At 71.4% G+C, this 14,713-nt stretch carries 12 protein-coding genes; 8 read left to right on the top strand and 4 right to left on the bottom strand.

What is annotated here, in order from left to right; all coding sequences use genetic code 11:
• Positions 1–194: 194 nt before the first annotated feature.
• From AB0N31_RS26115 to AB0N31_RS26105, 3 genes are all read left to right on the top strand, one after another.
• Positions 195–629: an Rrf2 family transcriptional regulator gene (locus tag AB0N31_RS26115; protein WP_366060858.1), complete on the top strand. Its 435-nt coding sequence runs from the start codon at positions 195–197 to the stop codon at positions 627–629.
• 218 nt (positions 630–847) lie between these two features.
• Positions 848–1,336 carry an LPXTG cell wall anchor domain-containing protein gene (locus AB0N31_RS26110; protein WP_366060857.1) on the top strand — a complete coding sequence of 163 codons (489 nt, stop codon included), beginning with the start codon at positions 848–850 and terminating at the stop codon, positions 1,334–1,336.
• 103 nt (positions 1,337–1,439) lie between these two features.
• Positions 1,440–2,129, top strand: a complete 690-nt coding sequence (locus tag AB0N31_RS26105; RefSeq protein WP_366060856.1) for a class F sortase — start codon at positions 1,440–1,442, stop codon at positions 2,127–2,129.
• An 18-nt stretch (positions 2,130–2,147) separates the two neighbouring features.
• Here AB0N31_RS26105 and AB0N31_RS26100 read toward each other — a convergent pair whose 3' ends face one another.
• Entirely contained in the window at positions 2,148–3,332 is a 1,185-nt protein-coding gene (locus AB0N31_RS26100) for a globin domain-containing protein (protein WP_366060855.1), read from the bottom strand.
• 319 nt (positions 3,333–3,651) lie between these two features.
• On the opposite strand from AB0N31_RS26100, the gene glnA reads away from it, so the two are divergent.
• Positions 3,652–5,013 (top strand): type I glutamate--ammonia ligase, encoded by a 1,362-nt coding sequence (gene glnA / locus AB0N31_RS26095; RefSeq protein ID WP_363087097.1) that lies wholly within the window; start codon positions 3,652–3,654, stop codon positions 5,011–5,013.
• Between the two features lie 81 nt (positions 5,014–5,094).
• Here glnA and AB0N31_RS26090 read toward each other — a convergent pair whose 3' ends face one another.
• Positions 5,095–5,538 (bottom strand): VOC family protein, encoded by a 444-nt coding sequence (locus tag AB0N31_RS26090; protein ID WP_366060854.1) that lies wholly within the window; start codon positions 5,536–5,538, stop codon positions 5,095–5,097.
• A gap of 172 nt (positions 5,539–5,710) precedes the next feature.
• On the opposite strand from AB0N31_RS26090, the gene AB0N31_RS26085 reads away from it, so the two are divergent.
• A complete protein-coding gene (locus AB0N31_RS26085) occupies positions 5,711–8,707 on the top strand; it encodes a bifunctional [glutamine synthetase] adenylyltransferase/[glutamine synthetase]-adenylyl-L-tyrosine phosphorylase (protein WP_366060853.1) in 2,997 nt (998 codons plus the stop codon).
• Between the two features lie 176 nt (positions 8,708–8,883).
• On the opposite strand, the gene AB0N31_RS26080 is transcribed toward AB0N31_RS26085, so the two are convergent.
• Together AB0N31_RS26080 and AB0N31_RS26075 are read right to left on the bottom strand one after the other, a co-directional pair.
• On the bottom strand, positions 8,884–9,714 hold the full coding sequence (locus AB0N31_RS26080) for a phosphatase PAP2 family protein (RefSeq protein ID WP_366060852.1): 831 nt from the start codon (positions 9,712–9,714) through the stop codon (positions 8,884–8,886).
• Between the two features lie 132 nt (positions 9,715–9,846).
• A complete protein-coding gene (locus tag AB0N31_RS26075; RefSeq protein ID WP_366060851.1) occupies positions 9,847–10,881 on the bottom strand; it encodes a LacI family DNA-binding transcriptional regulator in 1,035 nt (344 codons plus the stop codon).
• Between the two features lie 381 nt (positions 10,882–11,262).
• Here AB0N31_RS26075 and AB0N31_RS26070 point away from each other — a divergent pair, with 381 nt between their 5' ends.
• The 3 genes from AB0N31_RS26070 to AB0N31_RS26060 all read left to right on the top strand — a co-directional run bounded on the left by AB0N31_RS26070 (position 11,263) and on the right by AB0N31_RS26060 (position 14,566).
• Complete coding sequence (locus AB0N31_RS26070; RefSeq protein WP_366060850.1) at positions 11,263–12,537, top strand: extracellular solute-binding protein; 1,275 nt, start codon at positions 11,263–11,265, stop codon at positions 12,535–12,537.
• A gap of 108 nt (positions 12,538–12,645) precedes the next feature.
• Complete coding sequence (locus tag AB0N31_RS26065; protein WP_366060849.1) at positions 12,646–13,647, top strand: sugar ABC transporter permease; 1,002 nt, start codon at positions 12,646–12,648, stop codon at positions 13,645–13,647.
• Between the two features lie 13 nt (positions 13,648–13,660).
• Positions 13,661–14,566, top strand: coding sequence for a sugar ABC transporter permease (locus tag AB0N31_RS26060; protein WP_366060848.1), 906 nt, complete (start codon positions 13,661–13,663; stop codon positions 14,564–14,566).
• The last annotated feature ends 147 nt before the right edge of the window (positions 14,567–14,713 follow it).

The following is a 14,713-nucleotide window of genomic DNA, read 5'->3' as shown; positions in this document are numbered from 1 at the left end:
CCGATACTGGTTGTATCGGGGCGATCCCGACAACGCGGCGAGCGTGCGTGCCAGGCGTCGCCGGGCAGACGGGACTTTCGAAACACGCCCTAGGCAGGTCACAGCCAAGGGCGGGCGCGCGCGGTGCCGGGGCGGCCCGCATAATCGGAGGCTGAGATGCGCATTATGTGCGTGCCTCCTCTACCCTTCACTCCATGCGGCTCTTGCGATCCACCGACCTGGCACTGCGCGTGCTGATGCGGCTCGCGGTGGTGGACGGGACCACTCCGACGACCCGGGACGTGGCCGCCGCCATGGAGGTCCCGTACACCCACGCGGCCAAGGTCGTCGCGGAGCTCCAGCACATGGGCCTCCTGGAGGCCCGCCGCGGCCGGGGCGGCGGCCTCGCCCTGACGGAGAAGGGCCGTACGGCGTCGGTGGGCGCCGTGGTCCGCGCCTTCGAGGGCGACGGCGACGTCGTCGACTGCGAGGGCGCCGCCCCCTGCCCCCTGCGCAACGGCTGCCGCCTGCGCGGCGCCCTGCGCCGGGCCCAGGAGGCCTTCTACGCCTCACTGGACCCGATCACGGTCTCCGACATCGTCGCCACCCCGACGGGCCCGCTGCTGCTGGGGATCTCCGGGCGGGCCTGACGGGTTTGCCGGCCGGGTCCATCCCGTGGTGCCCTCCGTGTCGGCCTCGCTCCGGGCGGCCGGAGAAACGCCCGTGGCGGGGCGACGCATACGCCTGCCGGGTGAAACACGTGTCCAACTGCCACGTTGCGCGAGTCACGAGGCGTTGATCGTTTTACCAGTGGAAAAGAAAAGTGTGTTATGCGGGCAAATCAGACACGACTTCACTGGAGGACCCCTTGCGCAACACACACGTCGGTGTCGGTATCGGACTGATGGTCGGTGCCCTGACGCTGCAGATTCCGGTGGCCGCGGCCGACGACTCAAGTCTCCACATCCGCTCGCGGGCGGGTTCTTCCGGCTCCACGGTCACCGTCAGCACCGAGGCCTGCGGCGCGGACGTGACCTACGGCAAGGGCGAGTCCGAGCTGGCGGGGTCGTTCCACCTCTTCGAAGGGGAGCGCAAGGGCGTCCTCACCGGCCGGTTCACGGTGCCCGAGGGGGCCGGTGCCGCCACCGACACCGTCATCGTCAAATGCCCGCCGCGGATCAAGCTCACGGAGTCGTACACGCTGACGGCTGGCCGGCCCAACGGCGCCGTCGAAGCCGGTTTCGGGAGCGGCGACAGCACGGCTTCCCAGCTCGCCCTCGGCGGAGCGCTGCTGGCCGCGGGTGCCGCCGGCTGGCTGGTGCGCGCACGTCGCCGCTCGCCCGCGAACCGCACCTGACCGCTCGCGCGTCGCCGCACCGGCTCTCGGCACGTCCCGCACCGGGAGCCGCACGGCACGGCCGATCGTCTCCCCCCGGTCGTCAGCGAGAGGCTCGAACACGATGACCCCCGGGCACCCCGGCCCCACCCCCGCTTCCCCGTCCCCGTACATCCCTTCGGCCAGACTTCTGGCCTGGACCCTGGTGGCGGGCACGCTGCTGGTGACCGGTGCGCTGCGCGACGGACAGCCGCCGCAGCCTTCGGCGGGCCAGGCCTTCTCCGCCCCGGCGTCTCCCACCGTCGGCCGCACCGCCCCGGCGGCGGGAGGCGCCGTCCGGCCGCTGCGGCCCTCACCGCCGCAGCGGCTGCGCATCCCCGCCATCGGCGTGGACGCGCCGGTGACCGAGCTGGACCTCGACGCGTCGGGGGCGCTGCGGCCTCCACCGGCCGACGCCCCCGGCCTCGCCGGCTGGTACGGCGGGGGCACGTCCCCCGGATCCGTCGGGACGGCCGTCACCACGGGACACGTGGACCTGCCCACCGGAGCGCCCGGCGTCTTCTACGCCCTCGGCTCCGTCGCCAAGGGCGACACGATCGAGATCGACCGGGCGGACCGGCGCACGGCCGTTTTCACCGTCGACGCCGTGGAGCTCTACGACAAGGACCGCTTCCCCGACGACAAGGTCTACGGCAGTTCCGGCCGGGCCGAACTGCGCGTGATCACCTGCGGCGGCGGTTACACCGAGCGCACCGGATACCAGGGCAACGTCGTCGTCTACGCCACGCTCACCGCGGTGGGGAAGCCGCGGTGAGCGTGGCGGGCGCCGTCGTCAGGCCGTCGCCAGCCACAGGTCCGGGCCGAACACCTCGTAGTGCACGTCCGCCGGGGCGACCCCCTTCTCGATCAGCTGGGCCCTGACCGCGCGCATGAACGGCAGCGGGCCGCAGAGGTACGCGCGCGTACCGGGCGGGACCGGGACGTCCGTGAGGTCGGCGAGGCCGGTGCGGGCGCCCTCGGGGGCGTCCTGCTCGTACCAGAGGTGGACCGTCGCCTCGGGGAGCTTCTCCGCGTACGCCGCGTGCTCGGAGCGCAGGGCGTGCTCGGTGGGGGAGCGGTCGGCGTGGACCACGGTGACCGGGGCGCGGTGCCCGGCGGCCGCCAGGTGGGCCAGCATCGCCGTGATCGGGGTCACGCCGATGCCGGCCGAGGCGAGCAGCAGGGGGGTGGCCGGGGCGTCGGTCAGGACCAGGTCGCCGTACGGCTCCGACAGCTCCAGCACGCTGCCTTCCGCCACGTGCGCGTGGAGGTGGTTCGAGACCTCGCCCTCCGGCGTCGGACCGCCCGGCACCCGCTTGACGCTGATCTGGCGCAGCGCGTCGCCGGGTGCGCCGGAGAGGCTGTACTGGCGTATCTGGCGGGCGCCGTCGGCGAGTTCGGCGCGGACGGAGACGTACTGGCCGGCGCGGAAGTCGCGGACCGGGCCGCCGTCCACCGGACGCAGCCGGAAGGTGACGACGTCGCTGGTCTCGGGGACGCGCTCGACGACCTCCCAGGCGCGCCAGTCGGCGCCGCCGCTCTCCTCGTAGAGCCGCTTCTCGATGGCGATCAGCGCGTTCGCCATCAGCCAGTAGACCTCCTCCCAGGCGGCCGCCACCTGCGGGGTGACCGCCTCGCCGAGCACGGCGACGATGGCGGCGAAGAGGTGCTCGTGCACGACGGCGTACTGCTCGGGCGCGATGCCGAGCGAGGCGTGCTTGTGCGCGATGCGGGAGAGCATCGCGTCGGGGCGGCTGTCGGGGTGTTCGACCAGGTGCGTCGCGAAGGCGGCGATGGAACCGGCGAGGGCCTGGCGCTGGGTCCCGGCGGCCTGGTTGCCGCGGTTGAACAGGTCCCGCAGCAGCTCCGGGTGGGCCTCGAACAGCCCCGCGTAGAAGCGCTCGGTGATCTCGCCGATCGCGGCGCCGACCACGGGGAGCGTGGCTCGGACGGTCGCTGCGGATTGTTCGGACAGCATGAGGTCTCCTCGGAATCGCCTGCGCCACCGATCGGCGCTCGACTGCACGGCACGGTAGTAAAACTTGCATATGAGATGCAAATTAACTGGCCGGAGGCCGGGTGGAGGGGGCCGGGCATTACGGATGTGGGCGCGAACAGGCAAGATGGGCGGGGAGCGGTACACCTGCCGCACGCGAGGCGTTCACCCCGGGGTCGGTCTCACGATCAAGGTGCGCAACGCGCATGAAATGGTGTCGTGGTGGGATGCTCAGGTGCCCGACCGCCTCCCGCGATGCGGGAGACAGGCGGCCTGACCGGCAAGGATGGGGAAGCGGAAGATGGACAAGCAGCAGGAGTTCGTGCTCCGGACGTTGGAGGAGCGCGACATCCGGTTCGTACGCCTGTGGTTCACGGACGTGCTGGGCTTCCTCAAGTCCGTCGCCGTGGCCCCGGCCGAACTCGAACAGGCATTCGATGAAGGCATCGGCTTCGACGGCTCCGCCATCGAGGGCTTCGCCCGGGTGTACGAGTCCGACATGATCGCCAAGCCGGACCCCTCCACCTTCCAGGTCCTCCCCTGGCGCGCGGAGGCACCCGGCACCGCCCGCATGTTCTGCGACATCCTCATGCCGGACGGCTCCCCGTCCTTCGCCGACCCGCGGTACGTCCTCAAGCGCGCCCTCGCCCGCGCCTCCGACCTGGGCTTCACCTTCTACACCCACCCCGAGATCGAGTTCTTCCTGCTGAAGGACCGCCCCCTCGACGGCTCGCGCCCCACCCCCGCCGACAACTCCGGCTACTTCGACCACACCCCGCAGAACATCGGCATGGACTTCCGCCGCCAGGCGATCACCATGCTGGAGTCGATGGGCATCTCGGTCGAGTTCTCCCACCACGAGGGCGCCCCCGGCCAGCAGGAGATCGACCTGCGGTACGCCGACGCGCTCTCCACGGCCGACAACATCATGACGTTCCGCCTGGTGATGAAGCAGGTCGCGCTGGAGCAGGGCGTCCAGGCGACCTTCATGCCGAAGCCGTTCTCCGAGCACCCCGGCTCCGGCATGCACACCCACCTCTCCCTCTTCGAGGGCGACCGCAACGCCTTCTACGAGTCCGGCTCCGAGTACCAGCTCTCCAAGGTCGGCCGCTCCTTCATCGCGGGCCTGCTGAAGCACGCGGCGGAGATCTCGGCCGTGACCAATCAGTGGGTCAACTCCTACAAGCGCATCTGGGGCGGCTCCGAGCGCACCGCCGGCGCGGGCGGCGAGGCCCCCTCGTACATCTGCTGGGGCCACAACAACCGCTCGGCCCTGGTCCGCGTCCCGATGTACAAGCCCGGCAAGACCGGCTCGGCCCGCATCGAGGTCCGCTCCCTCGACTCCGGCACCAACCCCTACCTGGCCTACGCCATGCTGCTGGCCGCCGGCCTCAAGGGCGTCGAGGAGGGCTACGAGCTGCCGCCGGGCGCCGAGGACGACGTGTGGGCCCTCTCCGACGCCGAGCGCCGCGCGATGGGCATCGAGCCCCTCCCACAGAACCTCGGCGAGGCCCTGACCCTGATGGAGCGCAGCGACCTGGTCGCCGAGACCCTCGGCGAGCACGTCTTCGACTTCTTCCTGCGCAACAAGAAGTCGGAGTGGGAGGAGTACCGCTCCGAGGTCACCGCCTTCGAGCTGCGGAAGAACCTGCCGGTGCTGTGACCTGCTCGGCGCTGTGCGTCGAGCGGCCGGGGGGCCGGGGCCGGCGGGCAGCCGCCGGCCACCGCCCGTGCCGGGCGGGAGCTACTCCGCGCGCCGTCCGGCGAGGTCCGCGAGGACCTGGTGCAGGGGTTCCGTCACGCGGCGGCGGTACTCCTGGATCGCCCAGCCGTTGCCGTCGGGGTCCTTGAAGTACATGAAGGTGGCGCCGTCCTGCGGGGCGAACTGCTGCGGCTCGCTCACCTCCAGGCCGCGGGCGGTCAGCTCCTCGTAGGCCGCCTTCGCGTCCGTCACGCACAGCTGCATCCCGTGGTACGTCCCCGGACTCGGCGTGCCCGTCGGGACCTGCATTCCGTCCACCAGGGCGATCGAACAGCCCGAGCCGGGCGGGGTGAGCTGCACGATCCGCACGCCGTCCATCACCTCGCCGTCGAGGTCCACGTGGAAGCCGACCTTGTCCCGGTAGAACTCCTTGGCCCGGTCCACGTCGGACACCGGCAGCAGGATGACTTCGAGGCTCATGTCCATGGAACGACTCCTTCGTCGCGACCGTCGTGCATGCCGTACGGCCGCCCCGGGGGCCGCCCCGAGGCACATGGCCGCCCCCCCACACAACCCGAAACCCGGCCGGGGCGCCACCGCGTCGACGCGGGTTACGCTCAAGTCGGTACGACCTTGATCGCAGCGGAGGAGGCCGGGGATGACGGGGCCGGGGCGCAGGAGCAGCACCTTCACGCGACTGCTGCGGCACGGGTTCACCGATGCCTCCGCCGCCGAACGCCTCCTGGACGGCGCCGGGCTGTCCCCGCTGCGCAACGACCCCGTGCTGCTGGAGGCCCTCGGCCGCACCGCCGACCCCGACCTCGCCCTCCGGGGACTCGCCCGGCTGCTGGAGGCGCAGCCCGGTGCGGCCGCCCGGCGCGAGCTGATCGACACCGTGATAGCCGCCAAGCCGCTGCGCGACCGGCTCCTCGGGGTCCTCGGCGCCTCCGCCGCCCTCGCCGACCACCTCGCGCGGCACCCCCGGGACTGGGAGGCCCTGGTCACCTACGAGCCGAGCGACCTGCACCCCGGGGTGGAGGAGTTCGAACGCGGACTCGCCGGGGCCGACGACCCGGTCTCGCTGCGGGTCGCCTACCGGCGCTGCCTGCTGTCCATCGCCGCCCGCGACGTGTGCGGGACCACCGAGCTGGCCGAGACCGCGGCCGAACTGGCCGATCTGGCCACCGCCACGCTCCGGGCCGCCCTCGGTCTCGCCCGGGCCGCCGCCCCCGAGGACGCCGCGCTGTGCCGGCTCGCGGTGATCGCGATGGGCAAGTGCGGCGGACACGAGCTGAACTACGTCTCCGACGTCGACGTCATCTTCGTGGGCGAGGCCCTCGACGGGGCCGACGAGGCCAAGGCGCTGCGCGCCGCCACCAAGCTGGCCTCGCACATGATGCGGATCTGCTCGGAGACCACCGGCGAGGGGTCCATCTGGCCCGTCGACGCCAACCTGCGGCCCGAGGGCCGCAACGGCCCCCTGGTGCGGACGCTCAGCAGCCATCTCGCCTACTACCGGCGCTGGGCCAAGACCTGGGAGTTCCAGGCCCTGCTGAAGGCCCGCCCGGTCGCCGGGGACCTCGCCCTGGGCGCGGAGTACGTCGCCGCCGTCGAGCCGCTGGTGTGGCAGGCCGCCGAGCGGGAGAACTTCGTCGCCGACGTCCAGAAGATGCGGCGGCGGGTCGTCGAGAACATCCCCGTCGCCGAGGTCGAGCGCGAACTCAAGCTCGGGCCGGGCGGCCTGCGGGACGTCGAGTTCGCCGTACAGCTGCTCCAGCTGGTGCACGGGCGGGCCGACGCGTCGCTGCGCAGCGGCACCACCCTCGACGCCCTGCAGGCGCTCGCCACCGGCGGCTACGTCGGGCGGACCGACGCCGTCCAGCTCGACGCCGCCTACCGGTTCCTGCGGTCCATGGAGCACCGGATCCAGCTCCACCAGCTGCGCCGCACCCACCTCGTCCCCGAGGCCGAGGGCGACCAGCGGCGGCTCGGACGGTCCCTCGGGCTGCGGACCGACCCGGTGGCCGAGCTGAACCGCGAGTGGAAGCGGCACGCCGCCGTCGTACGGCGGCTGCACGAGAAGCTGTTCTACCGGCCGCTGCTGGACGCGGTGGCCCAGCTCCCCTCCGGCGAGGCGCGGCTGAGCACCGCGGCCGCCCGCGAGCGGCTCGTCGCGCTCGGCTACGCCGATCCGGCCGCGGCCCTGCGGCACCTGGAGGCGCTGGCGTCCGGGGTGACCCGCAAGGCGGCGATCCAGCGGACGCTGCTGCCGGTGCTGCTCGGCTGGTTCGCCGACTCCGCCGACCCGGACGCCGGACTGCTCAACTTCCGCAAGGTGTCGGACGCGCTGGGGAAGACGCCCTGGTACCTGCGGCTGCTGCGCGACGAGGGCGCGGCCGCGGAGAACCTGGCACGGGTCCTGTCGGCGGGGCGGCTCGCGCCCGACCTGCTGATGCGGGCGCCCGAGGCCGTCGCGCTGCTCGGGGACGGCGACGGGGGCGGGCTGGCGCCGCGCGGCCGGGCCCACCTGGAGCAGGAGATCCTCGCCGCGGTCGGTCGCGCGGACGGTGCCGTGCAGGGCGTCACCGCGGCGCGCGGGGTGCGGCGCCGGGAGCTGTTCCGCACGGCCGCCGCGGACATCGTCGCCTCCTACGGCACGGAGGCACAGCCCGTCGAGGCCGACCGGGGCGCCCTCGTCGACCTGGTCGGCGGGGCCGTCTCCGACCTCACCGCGGCCACCCTGGCCGGCACCCTGCGGGCCGTGGTGCGGGAAGGCTGGGGCGACACGCTGCCCACCCGGTTCGCGATCATCGGCATGGGGCGGTTCGGGGGGCACGAGCTGGGCTACGGGTCCGACGCGGACGTGCTGTTCGTGCACGAACCCCGCGACGGGGTCGACGAGCAGGAGGCCGGGCGGGCGGCCAACACGGTCGTCGCCGAGATGCGGCGGCTGCTGCAGGTGTCCAGTGCCGATCCGCCGCTGCTCGTCGACGCCGACCTGCGGCCGGAGGGGAAGTCCGGGCCGCTCGTGCGGACGCTGAACTCGTACGCGGCCTACTACCGGCGGTGGTCGCTGGGGTGGGAGTCGCAGGCGTTGCTGCGGGCCGAACCGGTGGCCGGGGACGAGGAGCTGGGGCGGCGGTTCGTCGAGCTGATCGACCCGCTGCGTTATCCGCCGGCCGGGCTCGGGGACGACGCGGTGCGGGAGATCCGGCGGCTGAAGGCGCGGATGGAGTCGGAGCGGATGCCGCGCGGGGCCGATCCCAAGCTGCACACCAAGCTGGGGCCGGGCGGTCTGTCGGACGTCGAGTGGACCGTGCAGTTGCTGCAGCTGCGGTACGGGGCGCGGGAGGCGGGGCTGCGGACCACGCGCACCCGCGGGGCGCTGACCGCCGCCCGGGACTGCGGGCTGCTGTCGGAGGAGGACGCGGCGACGCTCGACGAGGCCTGGGTGCTGGCCACCAGGGTGCGCAACGCGGTGATGCTGGTCCGGGGGCGGGCGGGGGACACCTTCCCCTCCGATCCCCGCGAGCTGGCCGCCGTGGGACGGTACCTGGGTTACGGGCCCGGTCATGTGGGGGACATGCTGGACGACTACCGGCGGACCGGGCGGCTGGCCCGGCAGGTCGTGGACGCGCTGTTCTACGGGGCGTGACGGCTTGCGCGGGCACCCGGCGCCGGAGACGACGGGGCGGCCGGGACCCGGCCGCCGGAGCGGGTCGGGCGGGGCCGGGCCGCGGCGGCCGTCCGATCGCCTGCCCGGTGCACGGATGCCGCCGGCCGGCGGGCCGCGGAGACGGTGGCGCGCGGAGACGGTGGCCTGCCGTGCGACTACGGTCCCGGCGGTGGGTGCCGCGGCAGGGCGTGCGGCAGGGCGCCGTACCAGACGCGGGCCACCGCGTAGCCGAAGACCAGGCAGACGATCCCGCCCACCGCGTCCAGCCAGAAGTGGTTGGCGGTGGCGACGATGACGACCAGGGTGGCCACCGGGTAGAGCAGGCCCAGGACGCGCACCCAGGGGAGCGTGGCCAGGGCGAAGATGGTCAGGCCGCACCACAGCGACCAGCCGATGTGCATGGAGGGCATCGCGGCGTACTGGTTCGACATGCTCTTGAGGTCGCCGGAGGCCATCGAGCCCCAGGTCTGGTGGACGACCACCGTGTCGATGAAGACGCCGCCGTTCATCAGGCGGGGCGGGGCCAGCGGATACAGGTAGTAGCCGACCAGGGCCACGGCGGTGGTGGCGAACAGGGCGAGGCGCGTGGCCGCGTAGCGGCCCGGATGGAGACGGTAGAGCCAGACCAGCACGCCGAGGGTCAGCACGAAATGCAGCGTGGCGTAGTAGTAGTTCATGCCGACGATGAGCCAAGTGACCGAGTTGGCCGTGCGGTTGACGGACTCCTCGACGGCGATGGCCAGGTGGTGCTCCATCCGCCAGATCCAGTCGGCGTTGCGCAGGGCCTCGGTCCGCTGCTCCGGGACCGCGTTGCGGATCTGTGAGTACGTCCAGTAACTCACCGCGATCAGCAGGACCTCGAACCACAGGCGCGGGCGGCGCGGAGTGCGCAGCCGCTGCAACCGACCAGGGCTTCGCGGGGCCGTGACAGGCCCCGAGACGGCCTGGTCATGGCCTTCCAGAGACGTCACGGTCGATTCACCCATGGACACAGAGTCTGCCAGAAAAGCCTTCTCCTCCGATCATCCCCTGGTCCTATACGGCCCGCATGTTCTTCCCTCCCCGGGAGCCCCCGGGGACACGGCGGACGTACCGCCCCGAACGCGGACGTCTCCGCCCTACGGACGACCCCGGTCACCCGGCGCCGAGGCCGTCGAGCCGCGGACCACCAGCTCCGGCATGAACACGAACTCGCTGTGCGGGGCCGGCGTACCGCCGATCTCCTCCAGCAGGGTGCGCACCGCGGCCTGCCCCATCGCGGGGACCGGCTTGCGGACCGTCGTCAGGGGCGGGTCGGTGAAGGCGATCAGGGGGGAGTCGTCGAATCCGACGACGGAGATGTCCTGGGGGACGGACAGGTCGCGCTGGCGGGCCGCCCTTATCGCGCCGAGGGCCATCATGTCGCTGGCGCACACCACCGCCGTGCAGCCGCGGTCGATGAGGGCCATGGTGGCGGCCTGGCCGCCCTCCAGGGTGTAGAGCGAGTGCTGGACCAGGTCCTGCTCGACCGTCTCCGCGTTCAGCCCGAGGGTCTCCTGCATGGCGCGGACGAAGCCCTCGATCTTGCGCTGCACCGGGACGAAGCGCTTCGGGCCGAGGGCCAGGCCGATCCGGGTGTGGCCCAGGGACGCGAGGTGGGTGACCGCCAGGGACATCGCCGCCCGGTCGTCGGGGGAGATGAACGGCGCCTGCACCTTGGGCGAGAAGCCGTCGACGAGGACGAAGGGGACGCCCTGCGCGCGCAGCTGCTCGTAGCGCTGCATGTCGGCGGTGGTGTCCGCGTGCAGGCCGGAGACGTAGATGATGCCGGCGACCCCGCGGTCCACCAGCATCTCGGTCAGTTCGTCCTCGGTGGAGCCGCCCGGAGTCTGGGTGGCGAGCACCGGGGTGTAGCCCTGGCGGGTCAGCGCCTGGCCGATGACCTGGGCCAGGGCCGGGAATATGGGGTTCTCCAGCTCGGGCGTGATCAGGCCGACCAGGCCGGCGCTGCGCTGGCGCAGGCGGACGGGGCGCTCGTAGCCCAGGACGTCCAGAGCGGCGAGCACGGACTGGCGGGTGGTGGCGGCGACGCCGGGCTTCCCGTTGAGGACGCGGCTGACGGTCGCTTCGCTCACCCCCGCCTGCGCAGCGATGTCGGCAAGCCGTGTGGTCACAGGGTTGGACTGTACCGGCCAGGTGTCCCCTTGCACACCAAACGGGCGCCGCGGGCGACCTGTCGGACGGCCCCGGCCCGGCTGCTGCGTCATCGCACTCCCTCGTGAAAGTGATGGCAAGAGCTTGCAGAGTCTTGCACAACCCGCCCCTGACCGCTCCACCGTTGAAAACAAGCGTCTCATGACGGTCGCCGAGAGGTCACGCCCGAATAACTTCGGAGATCCCTTGCACTTCTTTTCTGCAAGGTCTTTCGCGATGCTTACATCGCTGTTACGTTCTGGACGCCCGACGGCGGCAATGGCGCGGTCGGCAAGTCGACAGGGGCGGCGGACGGGGCCGCTCCCTGGGCTACCCGGGCTTTCACCCTCAAGGAGAACTCAATGCGGCGTGGCATAGCGGCCACCGCGCTGGTGGCGTCCCTCGCCCTCGCGGCGACGGCCTGCGGCGGAAGTGACGACAGCGGCGACTCGGCCGACGGTCCGGTCACCATCACCTGGTGGGACACCTCCAACGCCACCAATGAGGCGCCGACGTACCAGGCCTTGGTCAAGGAGTTCGAGGCCGCCAACAAGGACGTCAAGGTCAAGTACGTCAACGTCCAGTTCGACCAGGCGCAGAACAAGTTCGACACCGCCGCCGGTTCCAAGGGCGCCCCGGACGTGCTGCGCTCCGAGGTCGGCTGGACCCCCGCCTTCGCCAAGAAGGGTTTCTTCCTGCCGCTGGACGGCACCGATGCCCTCGCCGAGCAGGACAAGTTCAAGTCGAACCTGATCGAGCAGGCGAAGTACGAGGGCAAGACGTACGGCGTGCCGTTCGTCACCGACACCCTCGCGCTCGTCTACAACAAGGCGCTGTTCACCAAGGCCGGCATCACCGAGGCGCCCAAGACCTGGGACGACCTGAAGAAGGCCGCCGCCACGATCAAGGACAAGACCGGCGTCGACGGCTACTGGGGCTCCACCCAGGCCTACTACGCCCAGTCCTTCCTCTACGGCGAGGGCACCGACACCGTCGACGCCGACGCCAAGAAGATCACCGTCAACTCGGCGGCGGCGAAGAAGGCGTACGGCACCTGGCTCGGCATGTTCGACGGCAAGGGCCTGCACAAGGCGGACACCACCGCCGACGCCTACGCCCACATCCAGGACGCGTTCGTCAACGGCAAGGTCGCGGCCATCGTCCAGGGCCCGTGGGAGATCACGAACTTCTACAAGGGTTCGGCCTTCACGGACAAGAGCAACCTGGGCATCGCCACCGTCCCGGCCGGCTCCACCGGCAAGGCGGGCGCCCCGACCGGCGGCCACAACCTCTCGGTCTACGCCGGCTCCGACGCCGCCCACCAGAAGGCCGCGCTGAAGTTCGTCAAGTTCATGACGTCCGCGAAGACCCAGTCGGCCATCGCGCAGAAGAACTCCACGCTGCCGACGCGCGACGACGCCTACACCGCCGAGGTCAAGGCCGACCCGGGCATCGCCGGCTACCAGACCGTGCTGTCCGCCGCCCAGCCGCGTCCGGCGCTGCCGGAGTACAGCTCCCTGTGGGGCCCCCTGGACACCGAACTGCCCAAGATCGCGGGCGGCAAGGAGTCCCTCGACAAGGGCCTGAGCACCGCCGAGACCGCCATCGCCAAGCTGGTGCCGGACTTCAGCAAGTGAGCCCCGCGTGGCCGCCGGATCACCCCGAGCACGGGGGAGTGATCCGGCGGCCACCGGCCTGTACCCCAGCCCGCCCCTGATCTTCGAATTTCCAGAAGGTGTCGAACCATGACAGTCGCCATCGACCGCGCGACCGGCAAGCGCCGCGGTGACGCGCCGCGCCCCGGGCTGGGTCAGCGCCTGAAGCACGGTTACCAGAAGCACTGGTACGCCTACGTCATGATCGCCCCCGTGGTGGTCGTCCTCGGCGTCCTCGTGCTGTACCCCCTCGGGTACGGCATGTACCTCACCCTCACCGACGCCAACAGCCTCAACACGGCCCGCACGATCGGCGTCAACGAGATCGAGGCCACCTACAGGTTCATCGGCCTGGACAACTACGTCGACATCCTGTGGGGCGAGACCGCCTACGACCGCTTCTGGTCGCACTTCCTCTGGACGATCGTCTGGACGGCGGCCTGTGTCGCCCTGCACTACACCCTCGGTCTCGGCCTCGCCCTCCTGCTCAACCAGAAGCTGCGCGGACGCACCTTCTACCGGCTGATCCTGGTCCTGCCCTGGGCCGTGCCGACCTTCGTCACCGTCTTCGGCTGGCGGTTCATGCTCGCCGACGGCGGCATCATCAACTCCGCCCTGGAGAGCCTGCACCTGCCGACGCCGCTGTGGCTGGAGGACAGCTTCTGGCAGCGGTTCGCCGCGATCATGGTCAACACCTGGTGCGGCGTGCCGTTCATGATGGTCTCCCTCCTCGGCGGCCTGCAGTCCATCGACTCCTCGCTCTACGAGGCGGCCGAGATGGACGGCGCCAACGCCTGGCAGCGGTTCCGCTACGTCACCCTGCCGGGCCTGCGCTCGGTCAGCTCGACCGTCGTCCTCCTGGGCATCATCTGGACCTTCAACCAGTTCGCCGTGATCTTCCTGCTGTTCGGCAACACCGCGCCGGACGCCCAGATCCTCGTCACCTGGGCGTACTACCTCGGCTTCGGACAGCAGCCGCGTGACTTCGCCCAGTCGGCGGCCTACGGCATCCTGCTGCTGGCCATCCTGATCGTCTTCACCTCGTTCTACCGCCGCTGGCTGAACCGCAACGAGCAGCAGCTCGCGATCTGAGGCAGGAGTTCCCATGAGTACCACCACCGCCGAGACCTCCGCCGACGTGACCGGGCGGCCTGCGGCCGCCCCCGGCAAGGCCCGGGGACGCGAGCAGCGCGGCGTCGCCGCCTCGCTCGCCTCGCACGGCGTGCTGGCCACCGCCTCGCTGATCGCGCTCTTCCCGATCGCCTGGCTGGTCTACCTCTCGCTCGGCCCGGACAAGGACGACTATCTCCACCCCGGGCGCATCTGGTCGAAGATGACCTTCGACAACTACACGTTCGTCCTCCAGGAGACGAACTTCTTCGACTGGCTGAAGAGCTCGCTGGTCGTGTCGCTGGGCACCACGGTGATCGGCGTGCTGATCGCCGCCACCACCGGCTACGCGGTCTCCCGCATGCGCTTCCCCGGCTACCGGAAGTTCATGTGGGTGCTGCTGGTGACCCAGATGTTCCCGGTCGCCGTGCTGATGGTGCCGATGTACCAGATCCTGTCGGACCTCCAGCTCATCGACACCTACCTCGGTCTGATCCTGGTCTACTGCTCGACCGCGGTGCCGTACTGCGCCTGGCTGCTCAAGGGCTACTTCGACACCATCCCGTTCGAGATCGACGAGGCCGGCCGGGTCGACGGGCTGACCCCCTTCGGCACCTTCGCGCGGCTGATCCTGCCGCTCGCCAAGCCGGGCCTCGCGGTGGCCGCGTTCTACAGCTTCATCACGGCCTTCGGCGAGGTCGCCTTCGCCACCACGTTCCTGCTGGACGACGAGAAGTACACCCTCGCCGTCGGACTCCAGAGCTTCGTCAGCGAGCACGACGCACAGCGCAACCTGATGGCCGCCACCGCGGTGCTGATCGCGATACCGGTCTCCGCGTTCTTCTACCTCGTGCAGAAGAACCTGGTGACCGGCCTGACCGCGGGCGGCACGAAGGGGTGACGTCGCACCGGGAGAGCGGTCGTGCGACCGCAGGCCGCACACCCGCGGCCGCTCCCGCGCGGCGCCGGACCACGCGGCACGAGCCGCGGGCCTGTGCCCCCGCGCCCCCCTCGGGAGGCCGTGCCCACCGAAGACCCGAGGCGGCCG

Source organism: Streptomyces sp. NPDC051051 (genome assembly GCF_040682975.1).
GTDB lineage: Bacteria > Actinomycetota > Actinomycetes > Streptomycetales > Streptomycetaceae > Streptomyces.
Note: the sequence above shows the minus strand (reverse complement) of the source record. Positions and strands in the feature narration are given on the sequence as shown.

Excerpts from the sequence above, each read along its gene's own strand:
- AB0N31_RS26070 (WP_366060850.1), top strand. The coding sequence starts at position 11,263 with ATGCGGCGTGGCATAGCGGCCACCGCGCTGGTGGCGTCCCTCGCCCTC.
- AB0N31_RS26065 (WP_366060849.1), top strand. The coding sequence starts at position 12,646 with ATGACAGTCGCCATCGACCGCGCGACCGGCAAGCGCCGCGGTGACGCG.
- glnA (WP_363087097.1), top strand. The coding sequence starts at position 3,652 with ATGGACAAGCAGCAGGAGTTCGTGCTCCGGACGTTGGAGGAGCGCGAC.
- AB0N31_RS26090 (WP_366060854.1), bottom strand. The coding sequence starts at position 5,538 with ATGGACATGAGCCTCGAAGTCATCCTGCTGCCGGTGTCCGACGTGGAC.
- AB0N31_RS26105 (WP_366060856.1), top strand. The coding sequence starts at position 1,440 with ATGACCCCCGGGCACCCCGGCCCCACCCCCGCTTCCCCGTCCCCGTAC.
- AB0N31_RS26100 (WP_366060855.1), bottom strand. The coding sequence starts at position 3,332 with ATGCTGTCCGAACAATCCGCAGCGACCGTCCGAGCCACGCTCCCCGTG.
- AB0N31_RS26085 (WP_366060853.1), top strand. The coding sequence starts at position 5,711 with ATGACGGGGCCGGGGCGCAGGAGCAGCACCTTCACGCGACTGCTGCGG.
- AB0N31_RS26080 (WP_366060852.1), bottom strand. The coding sequence starts at position 9,714 with ATGGGTGAATCGACCGTGACGTCTCTGGAAGGCCATGACCAGGCCGTC.
- AB0N31_RS26115 (WP_366060858.1), top strand. The coding sequence starts at position 195 with ATGCGGCTCTTGCGATCCACCGACCTGGCACTGCGCGTGCTGATGCGG.
- AB0N31_RS26060 (WP_366060848.1), top strand. The coding sequence starts at position 13,661 with ATGAGTACCACCACCGCCGAGACCTCCGCCGACGTGACCGGGCGGCCT.